Raw genomic sequence first — 26,116 nt, 5'->3', positions numbered from 1 at the left:
GGCCGTGGGCGACATGGCCCTCCTTTCGGCACCGGAGCGACAGGCACTGACGTCCGTGCACGGTGCCGCCGCGGAGGCCGGCGGCACCCTCGCCGAGATCCTCGCCCTCGCCGCGCGTCGCGACCCGGCGGCCGTGGCCCTGCGGTTCGACGGCCGGTCGGTGTCGTACGGGGATCTGGACGCGACGTCGTCGCGTCTGGCCCGGATGCTGATCTCCCGTGGTGTGGGACCGGAAGACCGCGTGGCCGTGGCCGTGCCCCGGTCGATCGAGTCCGTCACGGCGTTGTGGGCGGTGGTCAAGGCCGGTGCCGCGTTCGTCCCCGTGGACCCGACGTACCCGACCGAGCGGATCGCCTACATGCTCTCCGATTCCGGCGCGGTGCTCGGGATCGCCACAGCCGGAACCTTCGCTACGCTACCGGATTCCGTTCCGTGGCTCGTGCTCGAGGAAGCGATCGAGGCCGGCGCGGGACTGCCGGCGGGACCGGTGGCCGACGCCGAACGCGTGCGCTCCCTGCTTCCCGCACACCCGGCGTACGTCATCTACACCTCCGGCACGACGGGCACGCCGAAGGGCGTCGTGGTCGCGCATGCCGGAGTGGTGAACTTCTGCGCCGAACAGGTGGAGCGGTACGCGGTCACCGCCGACTCCCGCACGTTGCACTTCGCGTCGCCGAGCTTCGACGCCTCGGTGCTCGAACTGCTGCTGGCGTTCGGTGCGGGCGCGACGATGGTCGTCGCGCCGACCTCGGTGTACGGCGGCGCCGAGCTCGCCGGTCTGCTGGCCGGGGAGGCGGTCACCCATGCCTTCGTGACCCCCGCGGCCCTCGGCTCGGTGGATCCCGAGGGCCTCGACTGCGTCCGCGTGGTGATCACGGGCGGCGAGGCGTGCTCCCCGGGCCTGGTGGCACGCTGGGCGACGATCCTGCCCGACGGATCGCGCCGCGCGTTCTTCAACGCCTACGGTCCCACCGAGTCGACGGTGGCCTCGAACATCAGTGACGCCCTGCTACCCGGCGAACCGGTGGTGATGGGCGGCCCCGTCCGCGGAATGCGGGTACTCGTTCTCGACGACCGGTTGCAGCCGGTGCCCGTGGGTGTTCCGGGCGAGCTGTACCTGGCGGGAATTCAGGTGGCCCGTGGGTATCTGGGCCGGGCCGGGCTGACCGCCGAGCGATTCGTGGCCGATCCGTACGCCACCGACGGCAGCCGGATGTACCGGACCGGTGACGTGGTGCGGTGGTCCGGTTCCCCCGGGGACGAGACGACCGGGGTGGTCGAGTACGTCGGCCGGGCCGACGACCAGGTGAAGATCCGCGGTTTCCGGATCGAACTCGGTGAGGTCGAAGCGGCTCTCGCGCGGTGCGCCGGCGTCGCCCAAGCGGTTGCGACGGTGCGCCGGGACGGGCAGCGGGGTGAGCAGCTCGTCGGCTACGTCGTTCCCGAGCCTGGCACCGAACTCGACGGCGCCGCCGTGAGGGACTCCGTGGCACAGTTCCTGACGAGCTACATGGTGCCGCACGCGGTCGTGGTCCTGAACTCGATCCCGCTGACGCCCGGCGGCAAGCTCGACCGGCGTGCACTGCCGGAACCGGAGCAGGAAGCCCGGGTCTTCCGGGCTCCGACGACCCCGGTCGAGGAGATCGTCGCGCGGGTCTTCGCCGACGTCCTCGGCGTGGAACGGGTCGGTCTGGACGACGACTTCTTCGAACTGGGCGGCAACTCGCTGGTCGCCACGCAGGTGATCTCCCGGCTCGCCGCCGCGCTCGGCACGGCGGTTCCGGTGCGGACCCTGTTCGAGGCTTCGGCGGTCGCCTCGCTCGCGGCCCGTCTCGAGCAGGCCGACTCCGCCGGCAGCCGGGTGCCGTTGGTGGCACGCCCGCGGCCCGAGCGGGTTCCGCTCTCGTTGGCGCAGCGCCGCATGTGGTTCCTGAACCGATTCGAACCGGACTCCGCGGTGAACAACATCCCGCTGGCCATCCGGTTGTCCGGGTTGCTGGACCGGCACGCCCTGCAGGTGGCGGTCGCCGATGTGCTCGCCCGGCACGAATCCCTGCGGACGGTGTATCCGGACGCCGACGGCGTGGCGTACCAGCAGGTGTTGCCGACCTCGCGGGTGATTCCGGATCTGTCGCCGATTCCGGCCTCGGAGAACGAACTGATCGCCGAGGTCCTGACGATGGCTTCGGCCGGGTTCGACGTGTCGACGCAGGTGCCGTTCCGGGCGCGGTTGTTCGAGGTGTCCGCAACCGAGCATGTTCTCGTCCTCGTCGTGCACCACATCGCGGCCGACGGCTTCTCCATGGGGCCGCTCACCCGTGACGTGGTGGTGGCGTACTCGGCACGGGCCACCGGCGGTGAACCGGAGTGGGAGCCCCTGCCGGTGCAGTACGCCGACTACGCGTTGTGGCAGCGGGAGATCCTCGGCTCGGAGGACGACCCGGACTCGGTCATCGCGAGTCAGGAAGCGTACTGGAGCGGCGCGCTCGCCGGACTGCCCGATCAGCTCGACCTGCCGTCCGACCGTCCCCGGCCGGCGTCTGCTTCCAACGCGGGTGCGGTGCACGAGTTCTCGCTCGGACCGGAACTCCATGCCGCGATCGGACGGGTCGCACGTGAGCGCAACGCCACCCCGTTCATGGTGGTGCACGCGGCGCTGTCGGTGCTGCTGGCGCGGTTGTCGGGGACCGACGACATCGCCGTCGGCACCCCGGTGGCCGGTCGCGGCGAGCAGGAACTCGACGACCTCGTCGGCATGTTCGTCAACACCCTGGTGCTGCGGACCCGGGTCGAGGGTGGGGAGTCCTTCGAGGACCTGCTCGCGCGGGTGCGCGGCACCGACCTCGACGCGTTCGCGCACGCGGACGTGCCGTTCGAGCGGCTGGTGGAGGTGCTCAATCCCGCCCGGTCGACGGCGCGGCACCCGCTGTTCCAGGTCATGTTGTCCTTCCAGAACCAGGCGACGGGAGCCCTCGAGCTGCCGGGCCTGACCGTCTCGGGCCTCGACTTCGACGCCGCGACCGCCCGGTTCGACCTGCAGTTCTCTCTCGCCGAAACGGCCTCCGAGACAGCCGATTCCGTCGGGTACGCGGTCGGGATCACCTATGCGACGGATCTGTTCGATGCGTCGACGGTGGCGGGGTTCGCGGCGCGGTTCGTGCGGGTGCTCGAGGAGGTGGTGGCCGATCCGTCGGTGGCGGTGGGGGATCTGGAGATCCTCGAGCCGGGGGAGCGGTCGCGGGTGCTCGAGGTGTGGAACGACACGGGGCATGCGGTGCCGGCGGTGACGTTGGTGGGGTTGTTCGAGGAGCAGGTGCGGCGGTCGCCGGAGGCGCCGGCGGTGACGTTCGACGGTGTGTCGCTGACGTACGGGGAGTTCGCCGGGCGGGTGCGGCGGTTGGCGCGGCATCTGGTGTCGGTGGGGGTGGGGCCGGAGTCGCTGGTGGGGTTGGCGATGCGCCGGTCGGTGGATCTGCTGGTGGGGATGTATGCGGTGGTGGAGGCCGGGGGCGGGTATGTGCCGCTGGATCCGGATCAGCCGGCCGAGCGCAACGGGTACATCCTCGAGGTGGCGGCGCCGGTGGTGGTGTTGACCACGACGCGGGACGGGTTCGTGGTGCCGGGGGAGAGCTCTGTCCGCACTCTGGTGCTCGACGAGTTGGATGTGTCGGGGTACTCGGGTGCGCCGGTGTCCGATGCGGAGCGGCGGGCGCCGCTGCGGGGGTCGAACACGGCGTATGTGATCTTCACGTCGGGGTCGACGGGGCGGCCGAAGGGGGTGGCGGTCTCGCATGCGGCGATCGTCAATCGTCTGGTGTGGATGCAGGGGCGGTACGGGCTGACCGGCGCGGATGTGGTGTTGCAGAAGACGCCGTTCACGTTCGATGTGTCGGTGTGGGAGTTCTTCTGGCCGTTGCAGGTGGGGGCGCGGTTGGTGGTCGCGGCCCCGGACGGGCACCGCGACCCCGCCTACCTTGCTGCGCTGATGGCCGAGCAGTCCGTCTCGGTGGTCCACTTCGTGCCCTCCATGCTCGCCGTGTTCGTCGCCGAGCCGACCGTGGCCGACCTGCCTTCGCTCCGCTACGTCTTCGCCTCGGGTGAGGCACTGCCGGGCGCCGTCGCGGCGCGCCTGCGGACGCTGGTCCCGGGGGCGGCGGTGCACAACCTGTACGGGCCGACCGAGGCCGCGGTGGATGTGACGTTCCACGAGGTGACCGACGCGGATGTGGTGTCGGTGCCGATCGGTGCGCCGGTGTGGAACACGGGTGTGTTCGTGCTCGACGGGCGGTTGCATCCGGTGCCGGTGGGGGTGCCGGGTGAGTTGTATCTGGCGGGTGTGCAGCTCGCGCGCGGGTACGTCGGCCGGTCGGATCTGACCGCGGATCGGTTCGTGGCGAACCCGTTCGGGGCGGCGGGGGAGCGGTTGTACCGCACCGGTGATCTGGTGACGTGGACCGCCGGCGGGGAGCTCGAGTACCTGGGCCGCACGGACTTCCAGGTCAAGCTGCGTGGTCTGCGCATCGAACTCGGCGAGATCGAAGCCGCCCTCGTCGAACACACCGAGGCGGCCCAGGCGGTCGCGCTGGTCCGTGCCGAGCAGCTGGTGGCGTACGTCGTCCCGGCGGCCGGAGCGTTCGACGACGCCTTCGCTCGTCGCACCCTCGAGGCGCACCTCCCGTCGTACATGGTGCCGTCGGCGTTCGTGGTGCTCGCGGAGTTGCCGCTCAACGCGTCGGGCAAGCTGGACCGGAAGGCGTTGCCGGAGCCGGTGTTCGAGGTCAAGGCGTTTCGTGCCGCGACGACTCCGGTGGAGGAGATCGTGGCGAGTGTGTTCGCCGAGGTGCTCGGTCTCGAGCGGGTCGGTCTCGACGACGACTTCTTCGCGCTCGGCGGCAACTCGCTGATCGCCACGCAGGTGGTCTCGCGGATCGGGGCGGCGCTCGACGCGTCGGTGCCGCTGCGGGTGCTGTTCGAGACCTCCACCGTCGAGGCGTTCGCCGCGGAGGTCGGCCGCCAGATCGGTACCGGTGCCCGGCGCCCGCTCGAGGCGGCACCGCGTCCCGAGCGGGTGCCGCTGTCGCTCGCCCAGCAGAGGTACTGGTTCCTCAACCAGTTCGACACCTCCTCCGCGGTGGACAACATTCCCTTCGCGGTGCGACTCCAGGGCGAGCTGGATCTCGCCGCGATGCAGGCGGCGGTGCGCGACGTGATCGGCCGGCACGAGATGCTGCGCACCTACTACCCGGATCCCGACGGCGGACCGCACCAGATCGTGCTCCCCGTGGACGATGCGCTGCCCGATCTGACGCCGTACGACGTCACCGAGGACAACCTCACCGAGGAAATCGTCGCGTTCATGTCCACGACCTTCGACGTGACACGTCAGGTGCCGGTGGCCTCGCGGATCTTCCGGATCACCGACACCGATTACGTCCTGGCGTTCGTCGTGCATCACGTCTCCGCGGACGGCGCCTCGATGGCACCCCTCGCCCGCGACGCCACCATCGCCTACGAGGCCCGGTCCCGCGGGGAGACCCCGGGGTGGGAGCCGCTGCCCGTCCAGTACGCGGACTACGCGTTGTGGCAGCGCGACGTCATCGGTTCGGAGGACGATCCCGACTCCGTCGCCGCGCAGCAGATCGAGTACTGGAAGCGGACCCTGGCCGGTCTGCCCGACCAGATCGATCTCCCCGCCGACCGCCCACGACCTCCGCGTCAGAGCTTCCGTGGCGACTCGCTGCACTTCACCGTCGACGCCGAGTTGCACCGGGGTCTGCAGGATCTGGCACGCCGCCACAACGCCACGCTGTTCATGGTGGTGCACGCCGCCCTGGCGACCCTGATGGGACGGCTGTCGGGTACCGAGGACGTCGCGATCGGTACGCCGATCGCGGGCCGCGGCGAGCGGGTGCTCGACGACCTGATCGGCATGTTCGTCAACACGCTGGTCTTCCGCACCCGCGTGCAGTCCGATGTCGCATTCGACGAGTTCCTGGCTCAGGTCCGGGAGACGGACCTCGGTGCGTTCGCGCACGCCGACGTGCCGTTCGAGCGCCTCGTGGAGGTGCTCAATCCCGTGCGGTCGACGGCCCGGAACCCGCTGTTCCAGGTGGGCCTGTCCTTCCAGAACCTCGCACAGACGAAGTTGGAACTGCCGGGGCTGACCGTCTCCCCGACCAACTTCGAGCTCGAGCTCGCCAAGACCGACCTGCAGCTGACCGTCTTCGACCGCTACGACGAGGACGGGACGCCGGCTCGTATCGACGCGACGTTCACGTGTGCGACGGATCTGTTCGACAAGGGCACCGTGGCCGGTTTCGCGGAGCGGTTCGTGCGGGTGCTCGAGGCGGTCGTGGCGGATCCGTCGGTGGCGCTGGGGGATATCGAGATTCTCGACGGGGCCGAGCGGGTGCGGGTGCTCGAGGCGTGGAACGAGACCGGTCACGAGGTGGATGCGTCGGCGACGTTGGTGGATCTGTTCGACGAGCAGGTGCGGCGGGCCCCGCAGGCGCCGGCGTTGGTGTTCGAGGGGCAGGCGCTGAGTTACGGCGAGTTCGATGCGCGGGTCAATCGCCTTGCCCGGCACCTGATTTCTGTCGGGGTGGGGCCGGAGTCGACGGTGGCGCTGGCGATGCGCCGGTCGGTGGAGTTGCTGGTGGGGATGTACGCGGTGGCCAAGGCCGGTGGTGCGTATGTGCCGCTGGATCCGGATCAGCCGGCCGAGCGGACCGGGTACGTCCTCGAGGTGGCGGCGCCGGTGGTGGTGCTGACCACCGGGCGCGACGGGTTCGAGGTGCCGGGGGAGGGGTCTGTCCGCACTCTGGCGATCGATACCGCGGATCTGTCGGCGTTGTCGGGTGCTCCGGTGGCCGATGCGGAGCGGCGGGCGCCGTTGCGGGCGTCGAACACGGCGTATGTGATCTTCACGTCGGGGTCGACGGGTCGGCCGAAGGGTGTGGCGGTGCCGCACGGGGCGGTCGTGAACCAGTTGGTGTGGAAGCGGGCGGAGTATGCGCTCGGTGCCGACGATGCGGTGCTGCTGAAGACGGCGGCGACGTTCGATCTGTCGGTGTGGGAGTTCTGGTCGGCGCTGGTCTGTGGTGGCCGGGTGGTGATCGCGGCGCCGGACGGGCACCGCGACCCGGGTTATCTGAACACCCTGATGGCCGAGCAGTCCGTGACGACGCTGCACGTGGTGCCCTCGATGCTCGAGGCGCTGCTCGTCGAGACCGGCGGAAGCCTGGCGAACTCGCTGCGGCAGGTGCTCGCGATCGGTGAGGCGTTGCCGGCGGCGACGGCGGGTCGGTTCCTGGCGCACAACGCGGCCCGGTTGGACAATCTGTACGGTCCGACGGAGGCGGCGGTGTCGGTGACCTTCCACGAGGTCGACGACGCCGCGGGTGTGTCGGTGCCGATCGGTGTGCCGGAATGGAACTCGCGGGTGTTCGTGCTCGACGGGCGGCTGCGGCCGGTGCCGGTGGGGGTGCCGGGTGAGTTGTACCTGGCGGGTGCGCAGCTGGCCCGCGGTTATCACGGGCGGGCGGATCTGACGGCGGAGCGGTTCGTCGCGTCCCCGTTCGGTGCCGGTGAGCGGCTCTACCGCACCGGTGACCTGGTGCGGTGGGATGCGGCGGGCCGGCTGGAGTACGTGGGCCGCACGGACTTCCAGGTCAAGGTGCGTGGTTTCCGGATCGAGCTCGGCGAGATCGAGGCCGCGCTGCGCGGACTCGGCAGCATCCGGGACGTGGCGGTGATCGCGCGCGACGACGACCGCGGCGGCGCGCAGCTCGTGGCCTACGTCGTTCCGGCCGGAAGTGCGGAAATCGATGCGGCACAACTCAAGTCGTCCCTGGCGCAGCAGTTGCCGTCGTACATGGTGCCGGCGGCGTTCGTGGTGCTCGAGGCGCTGCCGCTGAACGTCAACGGCAAGCTCGACCGCAAGGCTCTGCCCGCGCCGGTGTTCGAGGCGCGGGAGTTCCGGGCTCCGACCACCGTCACGGAGGAGGCGGTGGCGCGGGTGTTCGCCGAGGTCCTCGGTCTCGAGCAGGTCGGTCTCGACGACGACTTCTTCGCCCTCGGCGGCAACTCGCTGCTCGCCACCCAGGTCGCCTCCCGGCTCGGTGCCGCTCTCGACGTCCGGGTGCCGATCCGCGCGCTGTTCGAGTCGCCCACCGTCGAAGCCCTCGCGGTGTCCGTCCAGCATCAGAGTGCCGACGCACGGCGCCCGCTCGAGGCGCGGCCGCGTCCCGAGCGCATCCCGCTCTCGCTCGCGCAGCAGCGCATGTGGTTCCTCAACCGCTTCGACACGGACACCGCCGCGTACAACGTGCCGATGGCGATCCGGCTGACCGGGACGCTCGACGTCGCGGCGCTGCAGGCGGCGGTCGGAGACCTCGTCGCCCGGCACGAGATCCTGCGCACCTACTACCCGGAGACGGCCGACGGCCCGATCCAGGTCGTCGTGCCCGCCGCCCAGGCCGAACAGGACCTCACCCCGGTCCCCGTCGCCGAAAACGAGATCCTTGCGGCCGTCCACGAACTCGGGTCCACCACCTTCGACGTCACCACCGAGGTGCCGTTGCGGTTGCGGATGTTCCGGCTTGCCGACAACGACCACGTGCTCGCGCTGGTCGTCCACCACATCTCGGCCGACGGTTCGTCGGCGGGTCCGCTCACCCGGGATCTGATGCAGGCCTACATCGCGCGCTCGCAGGGCGAGTTCCCGGCGTGGGCACCGCTGCCGGTGCAGTACGCGGACTACGCGCTGTGGCAGCGGGAGGTCCTCGGCTCCGAGGACGATCCCGAGTCGATCGCGGCGAAGCAGGTGGCGTACTGGAAGAAGGCCCTGGCCGGTCTGCCCGACCAGCTGGACCTGCCCACCGACCGGCCGCGTCCGGCCGTGCAGTCCTTCGCCGGCGCCCGGACCGGGTTCGCCGTCGACCCCGAACTGCACGCCCGCCTGATCGAGCTCGCGCGTCGCAGCAACACGACGCTGTTCATGGTGATGCACACCGCCCTCGCGGTGTTCCTCGCACGGATGTCCGACACCGACGACATCGCGATCGGCACGCCCATCGCGGGCCGTGACGAGCGGGCCCTCGACGACCTCATCGGCATGTTCGTCAACACCCTGGTCTTCCGGACGCAGGTTCGTCCGGATGCGGCGTTCGAGGAACTGCTGGCGCAGGCGCGCGAGGCCGACCTGGGCGCATTCGCCAATGCCGACGTGCCGTTCGAGCGGCTCGTGGAGGTCCTCAACCCCGTCCGCTCGACCGCGCGGCACCCGCTGTTCCAGGTGGGCCTGTCGTTCCAGAACGTCGCTCAGTCCCGCCTCGAGCTGCCCGGTCTGACCATCGCGAACGTCGATGCGGACATGGAGATCTCGCAGTTCGATCTGCATCTGATCGTCACCGACCGGCACGCCGAGGACGGCGCCGCGGCCGGCGTGACCGGCTTCTTCACCTACGCCACGGACCTGTTCGACGAGTCCACGGTGGCCGGATTCGCCCGGCGCTTCCTGTGGTTGCTCGAGTCCGTGGTGGCGGACCCGGCGCTGCCGGTGGGCGACGTGCCGCTGCTCGACGACACCGAGCGGCTCCGGGTGCTCGAGGGCTGGAACGACACCGGTCACGCCGTCGACACCTCGGCGACCCTCGCCGACCTGTTCGACGCGCAGGTGCACCGCACCCCCGACGCCCCCGCCCTGTTCTTCGCGGGCGAGACGCTCACCTACGGCGAGTTCGACGCCCGCGTCAACCGGCTCGCCCGGCACCTGATCTCGACGGGGGTCGGTCCCGAATCGACGGTCGCCCTGGCGATGCGCCGATCGACCGAGCTGCTCGTCGGCATGTATGCCGTCACCAAGGCCGGTGGCGTGTACGTGCCGCTCGACCCGGACCAGCCGGCCGAGCGGACCGGATACATCCTCGATGCCGCGGCACCGGTGGTGGTACTGACCACCGAGCGGGACGCGTTCGAGCTACCGGGGGACAGCTCTGTCCCGCACCTGGCGATCGACACGGCCGACCTGGCGCACTACACCGGTAACCCGGTCACCGACGCCGAGCGGCGGGCGCCGCTGCGGGCGTCGAACACCGCGTACGTGATCTTCACCTCGGGGTCGACGGGCCGGCCGAAGGGGGTGGCGGTCCCGCACGCGGCGATCGTGAACCAGTTGCTGTGGAAGCGCGAGCACTTCGGGCTCGGGTCGCAGGACGCGGCGCTGCTCAAGACCGCGGCGACGTTCGACCTGTCGGTGTGGGAATTCTGGTCGGCGCTGGTCTCCGGTGGCCGCCTGGTGATCGCCACGCCGGACGGCCACCGCGATCCCGGCTACCTGAACACCCTGATGGCCGAGCAGGCGGTCACCACCCTGCACGTGGTGCCGTCGATGCTCGAGGCGCTGCTCGTCGACTCCGACGGGGTGCTGCCCAGGTCTCTGCGCCGGGTGCTCGCGATCGGTGAGGCGCTGCCGGCGGCGACGGCGCAGCGATTCCTGCAGCACAACACCGCGCAGCTGGTCAATCTCTACGGCCCGACCGAGGCCGCGGTGTCGATCACCGCGGGCGAGGTGGCCGATGTCTCCGGGGCCTCGGTGTCGATCGGCGTGCCGGAATGGAACTCGCGGGTCTACGTGCTCGACGGGCGTCTGCACCCGGTGCCGGTCGGGGTGTCCGGCGAGCTGTATCTCGCCGGTGCGCAGTTGGCACGCGGCTACCACGGCCGTGCGGATCTGACGGCGGAACGGTTCGTCGCCTCGCCGTTCGGCGACGGCGACCGGCTCTACCGCACCGGCGACCTCGTCCGATGGGACTCGGCCGGGCGCCTGGAGTACCTCGGCCGCAGCGACTTCCAGGTCAAGGTGCGCGGATTCCGGATCGAGCTCGGCGAGATCGAAGCCGCGCTGCGCGGTGCCGACGACGTGCGCGACGTCGCGGTGATCGCCCGGGAGGACGATCGGACGGGCACGCAGCTCGTGGCGTACCTGGTGCCGGAGGCGGGCGCGGTGCTCGACCTCGCGCACGTGAAGTCCGGGCTCGCCGGGGCGTTGCCGTCGTACATGGTGCCGGCGGCGTTCGTGGTGCTCGAGGCGCTGCCGCTGAACGTCAACGGCAAGCTCGATCGCCGGGCGCTGCCGGAGCCGGTGTTCGAAGCGCGCGAGTTCCGCGCTCCGAGCACCCCCGTCGAGGAGATCGTCGCGGGCGTGTTCGCCGACGTGCTCGGTCTCACCCGGGTCGGTGTCGACGACGACTTCTTCGAGCTCGGCGGCAACTCGCTGCTCGCCACGCAGGTCGTCTCCCGCATCGGCGCCGCGCTCGACGCGAAGATCCCGGTCCGGGCCGTCTTCGAGGCGACCACGGCCGGGGCGCTCGCCGTCGCGGTCGAGCAGCACGCCGGCGGTGGCGGGCGTCCGCCGCTGGTGCCGCAGCCGCGGCCGGGCCGGGTGCCGCTGTCGCTGGCCCAGCAGCGCATGTGGTTCCTCAACCGGTTCGACACCGAATCGGCGGCGAACAACATCCCGGTCGCCGTCCGGCTGACCGGCATGCTCGACGTGGACGCCATGCGGGCCGCGGTGCGCGACGTCGTCGCCCGGCACGAGGTGCTGCGCACCGTCTACCCGGAGTCCGACGGGCACGCCTACCAGGTGGTCCTGCCGGTCGCCGAGGCGGCACCCGACCTCACACCCGAACCGGTGTCCGAGGCCGACCTCGTCGCCCGGGTCACCGAGGTGGTCTCCGCGGGCTTCGACGTCACCGACGAGATCCCCTTGCGGGCCAGGCTCTTCCGCGTCGCCGACGACGATCATGTGCTGGTGTTCGTCGCGCACCACATCAGCGCCGACGGCTGGTCCATGGCACCGCTGACGCGCGATGTGATGATCGCGTACGTCGCGCGCGCGGCCGGGCACGAACCGAACCGGGCGCCGCTGCCGGTGCAGTACGCGGACTTCGCGCTGTGGCAGCGTCAGGTGCTGGGCGCGGAGGACGATCCGGACAGCCTCGTCTCCGCGCAGGCCGACTACTGGAAGCGGACGCTCGCCGGCCTGCCCGACGAGCTGAACCTGCCCACCGACCGGCCGCGACCGTCGGTGCAGGCCTTCGAGGGCGGCAAGATCGAGTTCCGCATCGATGCGGGCACCCATCGGCAGGCCGCCGACCTCGCCCGGCGCAGCGGCACGACGCTGTTCATGGTCATGCACACCGCCCTCGCGGTGTTCCTGGCGCGCATGTCCGCCGCCGACGACATCGCGATCGGCACGCCGATCGCCGGCCGCGGTGAGGCCGAACTCGACGAGATGGTCGGCATGTTCGTCAACACCCTGGTGTTGCGCAGCCACATCGACGCCGACGCCGGGTTCGCCGAGCATCTCGGGCGCATCCGCGAGAGCGATCTCGAGGCGTTCGCCCACGCGGACCTTCCGTTCGAACGGCTCGTCGAGATCCTCAACCCCGAGCGGTCCACGGCCCGGCACCCGCTGTTCCAGGTCGCCATGTCGTTCGAGAACCTGCCCGAGACCGGCCTCGAACTGCCCGACCTGAGCGTGTCCACGGTCCCGTTCGACGTCGACAGCGCCAAGTTCGACCTCGCGCTGACCCTGCGGGAGCACACCGCGGCGGACGGCGGGCCGGACGGGATCTCTGCCGAGTTCACCTACGCGCGGTCCCTGTTCGACGCCGACACCGTCGAGGGCTTCGCCGCTCGATTCGCGCACCTCCTCGACGCGGCCGTCGCCGACCCGGCACTGCCGGTCGGTGACCTGCCGCTGCTCGAGCCGCACGAACTCGAGCGGCTGACCCACGTGCGCGGTACCGACGTCGTCAGCGGCGGAACCCTCGCCGACCTCCTGACGGCCGGCGCGTCGCTCGACCCGGACGCGACCGCCGTGCGGTACGAGGGACGGTCGATCACCTACCGCGAGCTCGACGAGGACTCGTCCCGGCTCGCGCGGCTGCTGGTCGAGCGCGGCGTCGGCCCCGAGAACATCGTGGCCGTGGCGTTCCCGCGCTCCTACGACATGGTCCGGTCGGTGTGGGCGGTGGCCAAGGCCGGTGCCGCACACGTGCCGGTCGACCCGTCGTACCCGCCGGAGCGCGTGCGTTACATGCTCTCCGATTCCCGTGCCGCCCTGGGCATCACGAGAACCGCTCACCGGCCCGGCCTGCCCGACGACGCGGAGTGGCTGGTCGTCGACGAACCCGGCCTCGCCTCCGACGTCGCGACCCGGTCGGCGGCCCCGGTCACCGACGCCGACCGTGTCCGGCCGCTGCGCCCGCAGCACCCCGCCTACCTGATCTACACCTCGGGGTCGACGGGCCGGCCCAAGGGCGTCGTGGTCACCCACACCGGTCTCGGCGGCCTGCTGGACACGATCATCGACCTGTACGGCCTGACGTCCCGCTCCCGGTTCCTGCACATCATGTCGCCGAGCTTCGACCCATCGGTGATGGAGTGGATCGCGGCGTTCTCGCAGGGCGCGACGCTGGTCGTCGTGCCGTCGACGATCATCGGCGGCCCCGACCTCGCGGACCTGTTCCGCACCGAACGCCCCACCCACACCATCATCACCCCCGCGGTGATCGGCACCGTCGACCCCGACGGCCTCGACAGCCTCGAGGTGGTCGTCGTCGGCGGTGAGGCACTGCCGCCGGAGCTGGTGAACCGGTGGGCGCCCGGCCGCACGCTGCTCAACGGCTACGGCCCGACCGAGGCGACCGTCATCTCGACCTATGCGCACGTTCTGCCGGGAGACCCGATCACGATCGGCGGGCCCGTGCGCGGCACGACCGCCCTCGTCCTCGATTCCCGGCTGCGCCCCGTCCCCGTCGGCGTCGCGGGTGAGCTGTATCTGTCGGGTGCCGCCCTCGCCCGCGGCTACCACCGGCGTTCGGTGCTCACCTCGGAGCGGTTCGTCGCCGATCCGTTCGCGGCGGACGGTGCGCGGATGTACCGCACCGGCGACATGGTGCGCTGGCGTGTCATGGACGACGACCGGCTCGAGCTCGAGTTCGTCGGGCGCAGCGACTTCCAGGTCAAGGTGCGTGGATTCCGCATCGAGCTCGGCGAGATCGACTCGGCGCTGACGTCCCACGAAAGTGTGGAGTTCGCGGCCACGCTCGGCCGCACGACACCCTCCGGCGGCACCGTGCTCGTCTCGTACGTGCTGCCCAAGGCGGGCGCGACGGTCGACACCGCCGCGCTGACCGAGTTCGTCGGCCGGTCGCTGCCGGCGCACATGGTGCCGTCCGCGATCGTGGTGCTCGACAAGATCCCGCTGACCCCGGTCGGCAAGCTCGATCGCGACGCGCTGCCCGAGCCGGAGCTCGAGGAACGCGAATTCCGTTCCGCGAGTACCGACCTCGAGGAGATCATCGCCGAGGTGTTCGCCGAGGTGCTGCGCCTCGACCGGGTCGGCGTCGACGAGTCGTTCTTCGCGCTCGGCGGCGACAGCATCGTGTCGATCCAGCTGGTCTCGCGCGCCAAGGCCCGCGGTGTCGTGTTCACCCCCCGGGACGTGTTCGAGCGGCGATCCGTCGCCGGGCTCGCCGAGGTCGCGACCCGCACCACCGCGGGGGAGGGCCCGGGCGGTCTGAAGGAACTGCCCGGCGGCGGCGTCGGGGAGGTCCCGCTCACCCCGATCATGCGTGAGGTGCTCGGCTGGGGTGGCGGCTTCGACCGCTTCTCCCAGTCGGTGGCGGTGACGTTGCCGAAGGACATCGACCGGGACGTGCTGGTGCGCACCGTCGGCGCCGTCGTCGACCACCACGACGCGCTGCGGTCGATCCTCGAGCACGACGCCGACGGCGCCCCCGCGCTGCGGGTGCGGGCCGCCGGCACGGTCGACGCCGACGAACTCGTCACCCGCGTCGAGGTGCCCGCCGACATCGACGCCGCCGCGCTCACCGCGGTCGCGTCACGCGAGCTCGACGCCGCGCTCGACCGGCTCGCGCCCACCGAGGGACGCGTTCTGCGGTTCGTGTGGTTCGACTTCGGACCCGGCGACCGCGCCGGCGTGCTGCTCGTCGTCGCGCACCATCTCGTGGTCGACGGCGTCTCCTGGCGGATCCTGCTGCCCGACCTCGCCGTCGCGTGGGGTCAGACGGCCGCGGGACAGGACGTCGCGTTGCCGGCCGTGGGCACCTCGCTGCGCCGCTGGGCCCACGGTCTGGCGGACGCGGCGCGCGCGCCGGAACGCCGGGCGGAGCTCGAGCTGTGGCGGTCGGTGCTCGACGGACCCGATCCGCTGCTCGGCGCTCGTGCGTTCGACCCGGCGGTCGACGTCGCGTCGACCGTGCAACGGCTGGAGGTGACCGTCCCCGCGGCCGACACCGAGTCCCTGCTGACCTCGGTGCCCGCGCTGTTCCACGGCAGCGTCAACGACGGGCTCATCGCCGCTCTCGGCCTGGCCCTGATCCGGTGGCGACGCGACCGCGGCATCGACGCGACGTCCGCGCTGCTGAAGTTCGAGGGCCACGGCCGCGAGGAGACGGTGGTGCCGGGCGCGGACCTGTCGCGCACCGTCGGCTGGTTCACCAGCGCCCATCCGGTGCGGGTGGACCTGACCGGTATCGACGTCGACGACGCCTTCGCCGGTGGCACCGCCATGGGATCCGCCGTCAAGGCGGTCAAGGAACAGCTCCTGGCGATCCCGGACAGGGGCATGGGCTACGGCCTGCTGCGCCACCTCGACCCGGTCGGCTCGCAGGTCCTGTCCGGCTACACCACCCAGCCGCAGGTGAGCTTCAACTACCTCGGCCGGGTGTCGGCGGCGGACGTGCCCGAGGAACTCGCCGCGATCGGCTGGGTTCCGACGGACGCGCTCGGTGGGGTCGACGCCGCCCTCGACGCGGACATGCCCGCCAACGCCGTCGTCGACATCAACGCGATCGTGTCCGACGGTGCGGACGGACCGCAGCTCGCGGCCGGATTCGCCTACCCGACCGGACTTCTCGGCCCGGACGACGTCGAGTCCCTCGCCGCCTACTGGGTGGACGCGCTCGCGGCACTGGCCCGGTACGCGAGCGAGCCCGGCGCCGGCGGACTGACCCCGTCGGACGTGCCGCTCGTGTCGGTGACCCAGCAGGACCTCGAGGCGTGGGAGGCGCGCTTCCCGTCGGCGACCGACGTGTGGCCGCTGTCGCCGCTGCAGTCGGGCCTGCTCTTCCACGCCCTCATGGACGAATCCAGCGTGGACGTCTACACGATCCAGGCCGTGCTCGACCTCGACGGCGTGGTCGATCCGCAGCGGCTGCGCGGCGCGGCGCAGGCGCTGCTCGACCGGTACCCGAACCTGCGGACGGTGTTCGTCAACGACGCCGCCGGTGCCGCGGTGCAGGTGGTGCTGTCGGATGTGCGGGTGCCGTGGCGCGAGGCCGACCTGTCGCAGCTCGTCGCCGACGAGGGCGTGCGCGCGACGGTGCCGTTCTGGCGGGAGGAGCAGGCGCGCCGGTTCGCGATGGACGAGGCGCCGCTGATCCGGTTCGTCCTCGCGTCGCTCGGCGGGGGCCGCTACCAGCTCGGCGTGACCGTGCATCACATCCTCGTCGACGGCTGGTCGATGCCGCTGCTGATGCAGGACATGATGATGCTGTACGCCACCCGCGGGGACGAGTCGCCGCTGCCCCGGGCCCGCTCCTACCGGTCGTTCCTGGCGTGGGTCGCCGAGCGTGACCTCGACGCCTCCCGCGCCACGTGGGCGCGGGTGCTCGACGGGTTCGAGGAGCCGACGCTGCTCGCCCCGGCGACCGACCGGCACCCCGGTGCCGAGGGCGCCGACCGCGTACGGCTGCTGCTCGACGACGACCGCACGGCCGAGATCGCCTCGGCCGCAGCCCGGCTCGGGGTCACCGTCAACACCCTCGTCCAGGCGGCCTGGGGTGTGCTGCTCGGCCGGTCGACCGGACGCGACGACGTCGTCTTCGGCGCCACCGTGTCGGGCCGGCCGGCAGACCTGCCCGGTGTGGAGTCGATGGTGGGCCTGTTCATCAACACCCTGCCGGTGCGGGTGACGTTCGATCCGCAGGAGCCGATCGAGCGGTTCCTGCATCGTCTGCAGCGGGAACAGGCGGAGCTGCTCGAGCATCATCATCTGGGACTCACCGAGATCCAGCGGGTCGCCGGGCCGGCCGTCGCGTTCGACACCCTCACGGTGTTCGAGTCCTACCCGCTCGACGAGAAGGGGCTGGCCGAACAGGCGGCGTCGATCGACGGCATGTCGGTCACCGGTGTCGGCACGAACGACGCCACCCACTACCCGCTGAGCCTGTTCGTCCACGTCGGATCCGGCATGGAACTCGACCTGCGTTACCAGCGCCGGCTGTTCGACGCACGGCAGGTCGAGACGCTGCTGTCGCGGTTCGTGCGCGTCCTCGAGACGATCGCCGGGCAGCCGGCGCTGCCGGTCGGCGACGTCGAGCTGCTCGACCCGGCCGAACTCGAGCAGATCCTGCACGGGTGGAACGCCTCGGACCATGCTCTCGACGGCACCGAGTTGTTGCTGTCCCGGTTCGGGGCGCAGGTCCGGCGCACCCCGGATGCGGTGGCGCTGGCCTACGAGGGGGCCGAGCTGACGTACGCCGAGTTCGGCGCCCGTGTCAATCGGCTCGCGCGGCACCTGATCTCGCAGGGTGTGGGACCGGAGTCCCTGGTGGGCCTGGCGATCCGGCGGTCGTTCGACCTGCTGGTGGGCATGTACGCGATCGTCGAGGCCGGCGGCGCGTGGGTGCCGATCGATCCGGATCACCCGGTCGACCGCGTCCGGCACATCCTCGACACGGCCGATCCGGTGTGCATCGTCACGACCGCCCGCGACGAGTTCACCGTCCCCGACGGACTCACCGTCGACGCCGTCCTGGTCGACGAGCTGGACCTGTCGGCGATCTCGGATGCGCCCGTCACCGATCGGGACCGGCGGGCGCCGCTGCGCCCGGACAACACGGCCTACGCCATCTTCACGTCCGGTTCGACCGGCCGGCCCAAGGGCGTCGCCGTCACCCACCGCGCCATCGTCAACCAGACGGCGTGGATGCTCGACGAGTTCGAGATGACGGCGCGGGACGTCTACCTGCAGAAGACGGCCACGACGTTCGACGTGTCGCTGTGGGGCTTCTTCATGCCGCTGAGCGTGGGGGCGAAGCTGGTCGTGGCGACACCCGACGGGCATCGTGACCCCGTCTACGTGGCGGACGTCATCGCCCGCGAGAAGGTGACGATCACCGACTTCGTGCCGTCGATGCTCACGGTGTTCGCCGCCCACGTCGACCGCGAGTCGTGCACCACGCTGCGCCACATCTTCGTGATCGGCGAGGCACTGCCGCCGGAGACGATCGAGGGCGTGCGGCGCATCAGCACCGCCGCGATCGACAACCTCTACGGCCCGACCGAAGCGGCGGTGTCGGCGACGTTCTGGCAGGCACCGGCCGACGGACCGGTCGACGTGGTGCCGATCGGCGTCCCGGAGTGGAACGTGCGGGTGCTGGTCCTCGACGGCCGGCTGCGGCCGGTGCCGGTCGGTGTCCCGGGTGAGCTGTATCTGGCGGGCGTGCAGCTGGCACGCGGCTACGTCCGTCGCCCGGACCTGACCTCCGACAGGTTCGTCGCGAACCCGTTCGGGGCGCCGGGGGAGCGGATGTACCGCACCGGCGACCTGGTCACGTGGAACGAGGTGGGGGAGCTCGAGTACATCGGCCGCACCGATTTCCAGGTCAAGTTCCGCGGTCAGCGCATCGAGCTCGGCGAGATCGAGACGGCGTTGCTGGCGCACGAGTCGGTGAACCAGGCCGCGGTGCTGGTCGTGCCGACCCCGACCGGCGACCAGCTCGCCGGGTATGTGGTTCCCGCCCCGGGCCGCGAGGTGGATGCCGGCGAGGTGATCGAGTTCGTGTCGCGGACGCTGCCGTCGTACATGGTGCCGGCGGCGATCGTGGTGCTTGCGGAGTTCCCGCTGAACACCTCGGGCAAGCTCGATCGCAGGGCGCTGCCGGCACCGACGTTCGCCGCGCGTGAGTTCCGGGCACCGACGACCCCGATCGAGGAGATCGTCGCGGGCATCTTCGCCGAGGTGCTCGGCGTGGAACGGGTCGGTCTCGACGACGACTTCTTCGCGCTCGGCGGCAACTCCCTGATCGCCACCCAGTTGGTGGCGCGTCTGGGTGCGGCGCTGGATTCGCGGGTGCCGGTGCGGGTGCTGTTCGACGCCTCCACGGTCGAGGCGCTCGCGGCGCACGTCGAGCAGCACGCCGGCTCCGGCGGGTCGGTGCCGCTGGTGGCCGGGCCGCGGCCGGATCGGGTCCCGCTCTCGCTCGCGCAGCAGCGCATGTGGTTCCTCAACCGCTTCGATCCGGAGTCGGCGGCCTACAACCTGCCGGTGGCGCTGCGGCTGTCGGGCCGGTTGAACGTCGCCGCGCTGCAGGATGCGATCCGGGACGTGTTCGCCCGGCACGAGGTGCTGCGCACGGCGTACCCGGAGACCGAGGACGGCGCGGTCCAGGTCGTGCTGCCGGTGACGGCGGTGGTCCCGGACCTCACGCCGGTGGCCACCAGCTGGGACGAGGTGGCCGACCGGATCCGCGAGCTGGCCTACACGGGGTTCGACGTGACGTCGGAGGCCCCGATCCGGGTGCGGTTGTTCACCGTCGGCGAGGACGAGACGATCGTCGCGTTCGTCGTGCACCACATCTCGGCGGACGGCTCCTCGATGGGGCCGCTCACCCGCGATCTGGTGACGGCGTACGTGGCCCGGTCGACCGGCAACGCCCCGGACTGGATGCCGCTGCCCGTGCAGTTCGCCGACTACGCCCTGTGGCAGCGACGGGTGCTCGGCGACGAGAACGACCCGGCGTCGGTGGCCGCGAAGCAGGTGACGTACTGGAAGCAGGCCCTGGCGGATCTGCCGGACCAGCTGGATCTGCCGACCGACCGGCCGCGGCCGGCCGTGCAGTCCTTCGCGGGCGGCAAGATCGACTTCACGATCGATGCCGATCTGCACCGGAAGCTGGTCGAGCTGGCCCGCGGCCGGGGCGCGACGTTGTTCATGGCCGTGCATGCCGCGTTCGCGGTGCTGCTTGCGCGGCTGTCGGGCACCGAGGACATCGCGATCGGTACGCCGATCGCGGGTCGCGGTCAGCGTGAACTCGACGATCTGATCGGCATGTTCGTCAACACGCTGGTCTTCCGTACCCGGGTCGAGTCCGGTGCGTCCTTCGCGGACCTGCTCGATCAGGCGCGGGAGCGGGACCTGCAGGCCTTCGCACACGCCGACGTGCCGTTCGAGCGCCTGGTGGAGGTGCTCAACCCGGAGCGGTCGACGGCCCGGCACCCGCTGTTCCAGGTGGGCCTGTCGTTCCAGAACCTCGCGACGACGAGTCTCGAGTTGCCGGGACTGACCGTGTCCGGTGTGGACGCGGATCTGCAGACCTCGCAGTTCGACCTGCACCTGGTGGTCACCGACCGGTACGCCGACGACGGTGCTCCCGAGGGGATCACGAGCGTGCTCACGTACGCCACGGATCTGTTCGACGAGCCGACCGTCGTGGTGTTCGCCGAGCGGTTCGTGCGGGTGCTCGAGGCGGTCGTGGCGGATCCGTCGGTGGCGCTGGGGGATATCGAGATTCTCGAGGCGGCCGAGCGGGTGCGGGTGCTCGAGGCGTGGAACGAGACCGGTCACGAGGTGGATGCGTCGGCGACGTTGGTGGATCTGTTCGACGAGCAGGTGCGGCGGGCACCGCAGGCGCCGGCGTTGGTGTTCGAGGGGCAGGCGCTGAGTTACGGCGAGTTCGATGCGCGGGTCAATCGCCTTGCCCGGCACCTGATTTCTGTCGGGGTGGGGCCGGAGTCGACGGTGGCGCTGGCGATGCGCCGGTCGGTGGAGTTGCTGGTGGGGATGTACGCGGTGGCCAAGGCCGGCGGTGCGTATGTGCCGCTGGATCCGGATCAGCCGGCCGAGCGGACCGGGTACGTCCTCGAGGTGGCGGCGCCGGTGGTGGTGCTGACCACCGGGCGCGACGGGTTCGAGGTGCCGGGACAGACGATCCCGATGCTCAGCCTCGACACCCTCGACCTCGGTGAGCTGTCGGGTGCTCCGGTGGCCGATGCGGAGCGGCGGGCGCCGTTGCGGGCGTCGAACACGGCGTATGTGATCTTCACGTCGGGGTCGACGGGTCGGCCGAAGGGTGTGGCGGTGCCGCACGGGGCGGTCGTGAACCAGTTGGTGTGGAAGCGGGCGGAGTATGCGCTCGGTGCCGACGATGCGGTGCTGCTGAAGACGGCGGCGACGTTCGATCTGTCGGTGTGGGAGTTCTGGTCGGCGCTGGTCTGTGGTGGCCGGGTGGTGATCGCGGCGCCGGACGGGCACCGCGACCCGGGTTATCTGAACACCCTGATGGCCGAGCAGTCCGTGACGACGCTGCACGTGGTGCCCTCGATGCTCGAGACGCTCCTCGTCGACGGCGAGGACCGTCTCACCGCGTCGGTGCGACGGGTCCTCGCGATCGGTGAGGCGTTGCCGGCGGCGACGGCGGGTCGGTTCCTGGCGCACAACGCGGCCCGGTTGGACAATCTGTACGGTCCGACGGAGGCGGCGGTGTCGGTGACCTTCCACGAGGTCGACGACGCCGCGGGTGTGTCGGTGCCGATCGGTGTGCCGGAATGGAACTCGCGGGTGTTCGTGCTCGACGGGCGGCTGCGGCCGGTGCCGGTCGGGGTGTCCGGCGAGCTGTATCTGGCGGGTGCGCAGCTGGCCCGCGGTTATCACGGGCGGGCGGATCTGACGGCGGAGCGGTTCGTCGCGTCCCCGTTCGGTGCCGGTGAGCGGCTCTACCGCACCGGTGACCTGGTGCGGTGGGATGCGGCGGGCCGGCTCGAGTACGTGGGCCGCACGGATTTCCAGGTCAAGGTGCGTGGTTTCCGGATCGAGCTCGGCGAGATCGAGGCCGCGCTGCGCGGACTCGACGACGTGCGGGACGTGGCCGTCGTCGTCCGCGACGACGACCGGGTCGGACCCCAGGTGATCGCCTATGTCGTGCCGCAGCCCGGCGTCGTGCTCGACGTCGCCGACGTGAGCACCCGCCTCGGACGGGACCTGCCGTCGTACATGGTGCCGGCGGCGTTCGTGGTGCTCGAGGCGCTGCCGCTGAACGTCAACGGCAAGCTCGACCGCAAGGCGTTGCCCGCGCCGGTGTTCGAGGCGCGGGAGTTCCGGGCCCCGACCACCGTCACGGAGGAGGCCGTGGCGCGGGTGTTCGCCGAGGTCCTCGGTCTCGAGCAGGTCGGTCTCGACGACGACTTCTTCGCCCTCGGCGGCGACAGCATCGTCTCGATCCAGTTGGTCTCGCGCGCGAAGGCCCGCGGCGTGGTGTTCACCCCGCGGGACGTGTTCGAACGCAAGACCGTCGCGGGGCTGGCGGAGATCGCCACCCTCACCGGCGGTGCCGAGCGCACACTGACCGAACTGCCCGGCGGCGGCATCGGGGACGTCCCGTTGACTCCGGTGATGCGTGCAGCCCTCGAGGCTTCCGGCGACGTCGATCGGCTCGCCGTGTCGACGGCGGTGACCCTGCCCGCCGGCGTCGACGCCGACGCGCTGGCCGGTGCGGTCGGCGCGGTCGTCGATCACCACGACGCGCTACGCGCGATCGTCGAACACGACGCCGACGGTGCCGTCACCCTGCGGGTGCGGGCCCCCGGCACCGTCGACCCGGAAACCCTGCTGGCACAGGGGGAACCGGCGCCCGGCGTGCCCGACGACCTGCAGACCCGCGCCGAGCGGGCCCTCGCGGCGGCGGTCGAGCGACTCGACCCCGCCGCGGGCCGGATGGTGCAGTTCGTCCGCATCGACGACGGGCGCGGCGAGACGTTGCTGATCGTCGCCCACCGTTTCGTCGCCGACGACACGTCCCGGCGCATCCTGATCGCCGATCTGGCCGCCGCGTACGACGCTCTCGCGGCCGGGCAGCCCGTGGTGCTGCCGCCGGTCGGGACCTCCCTGCGCCGCTGGGCGCACGGGCTGGTCGAGGCGGCCGGCCGCACCGAGCGCCGAACGGAACTCGACCGGTGGCGGTCGATCCTGGACACGCCGGACTTCCCGATCGGGGACCGTCCGCTCGATCCCGCCGTCGATGTCGGCACCACGGTCGAGCACGTGCACACCACGGTGCCGGCTGCGGACGCGGAGGCACTGCTCGTCGCGGTGCCCGAGCGGTTCCACGGCACCGTCCGCGACGGTCTGGTCACCGCGCTGGGTCTGGCCCTGGTGCGGTGGCGCCGGGACCGGGGCATCGACGAGACGGCCACGCTGCTCGAGCTGGACGGGGACGGACGCGACTCCACGGTGGTCCCCGGAGCCGACCTGTCTCGGACCGTCGGATGCCTCACCATCTCCTTCCCGTTCCGTGCGGGATTCGGAGGGATCGACGTCGACGACGCGTTCTCCGGGGGACCGGCGATGGGCGCCGCCGTCAAGGCGGTCAAGGAACAGCTGCGGGCCCTGCCCGACGACGGTGCCGGCTTCGGTCTGCTGCGGTACCTCGACCCCGACTCCGCCGGGGATCTGAGCGCTCCGCGGCCGCAGGTCGCCCTCCACTTCGGCGAGCCGGTCGCGTCCGTCGAGGGCGGCGCGTGGTCCCCGACGGCGGCACCCGGCGACCGGACCGTCCGTCCCGCCGGGACGCCGGTCACCACGACCGTCGACGTCACCGCGACCGTCTCGTACGGACCGGACGGCAGGCGGCTCGAGGCGCACTTCGGCTTCCCCGCCGGGGTGGTCGAGCGCTCGGAGATCGAGGAGCTGGCCCAGCACTGGCACGAGGCGCTCTCGGCGCTGGCCCGCCACGTCCGCGGGCCGGGCGCCGGCGGCCTGACCCCGTCGGACGTGCCGCTCGTCCCGGTCGCCCAGCACGACCTCGACGTGTGGCAGTCGCGGTACCCCTCGGTGACCGACGTGTGGCCGCTGTCGCCGTTGCAGGCGGGACTGCACTTCCACGCGCTCATGACCGAGGCGAGCGTGGACGTCTACACGATGCAGGCGGTGCTCGAGCTCGGCGGGGCGGTGGATCCGCAGCGGCTGCGCGCCGCGGCGCAGGCACTGCTGGACCGGTACCCGAACCTGCGGACGGTGTTCGTCACCGACAGCGGCGACCCGGTGCAGCTGGTGCTGGGCGACGTCGAGGTGCAGTGGCGGCACGAGCACCTCGGCGACCTCGCCGAGGACGCCCGCGACGCCGAGCTGGCCCGCGTCCTGCGCGACGAGCAGGTCCGGCGCTTCGACCTCGGCCAGGCTCCGCTGATCCGGTTCCTGTTCGTCGACGTGGCCGAGGGTCGTTCGCTGCTCGCGGTGACGGTCCATCACATCCTGCTCGACGGCTGGTCCATGCCGGTCCTCATGCAGGACCTCATGGCGCTGTACGTCACACGCGGGGATGTCACCGCGCTTCCCGCCGCCCACTCCTACCGGGAGTTCCTCGAGTGGCTCACCGAACAGGACCGGGAGGCGTCGCTCGAGGTGTGGGCGAAGGCACTCGCCGGTGTCGAGGAACCGACGGTCCTCGCCCCGTCGGTGCGCCGACCGGACGCGGACGCCATCTCCTCGGTGCACGTGGTGTTCGACGAGGAACGTGCCGCGGCGGTGTCGGCCCTGGCTTCGAGCCTCGGCATCACCGTGAACACCCTGGTGCAGGCGGCCTGGGCGGTGCTCCTCGGCCGGATCGTGGGTCGTTCCGATGTGACCTTCGGTGCCACCGTCTCCGGCCGCCCGGCCGAGCTGCCCGGCGTCGAGTCGATGGTCGGTCTGTTCATCAACACCCTGCCGGTGCGGGTGGACACGGACGACGACGAGACGATCGCGCAGCTGCTGCGTCGCGTGCAGGCACAGCAGGCGGACCTGCTCGGCCACCACTACCTGGGTCTCACCGAGATCCAGCAGCGGGCCGGCGGCCGGATCGGCTTCGACACCCTGCTCGTGTTCGAGTCGTACCCGATCGACCGGGCTGCCCTGTCGGCGGCCGCGACGGACCTCGACGGGATGACCGTCAGGGACGTCCGGCTCGACGACGCGACGCACTACCCGCTGACCCTGCTCACCCTCGCGCAGTCGGAGATCGTGTTCACCTTCAAGTACCTCGAGCGGTACTTCGACGAGTCCGAGGTGAACGTGCTCTCGCAGCGGTTCGTGCGGGTCCTCGAGGCATTCGTGGCCGATCCGCAGGCCGTGGTGGGAGACATCGACCTCATGGACGCGGCGGAGCGGGCGCACCTCGTCGCCGAGGCCGAGCCCGCGGCGGCTCCGGTCACGAGCACCGGCCGCACGCTCGCCGCGGTGCTGGCGAACGTGGTCGAGGAGGATCCGGAGGCCCCGGCCGTCGCCGTCGACGGCACCGAGGTGCCGTACCGCGAACTGGACGCGCGGTCCTCGCGGCTGGCGCGGGTGCTCGTCGCGCGGGGTGTCGGTGCCGGCGACGTGGTCGCCGTCGCCGTCCCTCGGTCGGTCCGGTCCGTGGTGGCGCAGTGGGCGGTCGCCAAGACCGGGGCGGCCCTGCTGATGGTCGATCCCGCCGACCCGGCAGCCACGATGCCGGACCCGGCCCGGGTGACGCTGGGTCTGACGGTGACGGGCGTCACCGGCCTGCCCGCCGTCCCGTGGCTGCAGCTCGACGACGAGGAGCTGCGTGCCGAGCAGGCGGCGCAGGCCGCGCACCCGGTCTCCTACGCCGACCGGCTGCGCCCGGTCGAGCCCGAGAGCCCGGCCCTGGTGACCGCGACGCGCACGCTCACCCAGGCGGAGGTGATCGACCGGATCGGTGAGCTGCGCGAGCGGTACGGCCTGACGTACGAGTCGCGCAGCGCCGCGGTCGGCTCGCCGGCGGCGGAGGGCGGGGTCCTCGAGCCGCTGCTGGTCACGGCGACCGGCGCGACCGTCGTCGTGGTGCCGGAGGGCGCCGACTCGGGGGAGGCCCTCGACGCGGCCCTGTACGACGAGTGGGTCACCCACGCCCACCTGACCGCCGACGCGCTCGACACCCTCGAACCCGGGGGACTCGAGGATCTGGCGGTGGTGGTCGTCGTCGACCGCGCACCGGACGAGTTGCTCGAGCGGTGGCGCGCGGCACATCGGGTCGTCGTCGTCTGA

At 71.5% G+C, this 26,116-nt stretch carries 1 protein-coding gene (running past one end of the window); it reads left to right on the top strand.

The window, feature by feature from the left end; genetic code table 11:
- Positions 1-26,116: the 3' portion of a non-ribosomal peptide synthase/polyketide synthase gene (locus LZP97_RS12265; protein ID WP_234575031.1), read on the top strand. The gene continues 3,431 nt to the left of window position 1, outside the view; only the last 26,116 of its 29,547 coding nucleotides appear in the window; the start codon falls outside the window, past its left edge; its stop codon occupies positions 26,114-26,116.

It is taken from the genome of Rhodococcus sp. DMF-1, from assembly GCF_021441945.1.
In the GTDB taxonomy this organism is placed as follows: domain Bacteria; phylum Actinomycetota; class Actinomycetes; order Mycobacteriales; family Mycobacteriaceae; genus Rhodococcus; species Rhodococcus ruber.
This window is presented reverse-complemented; position numbering and strand designations above follow the sequence as displayed.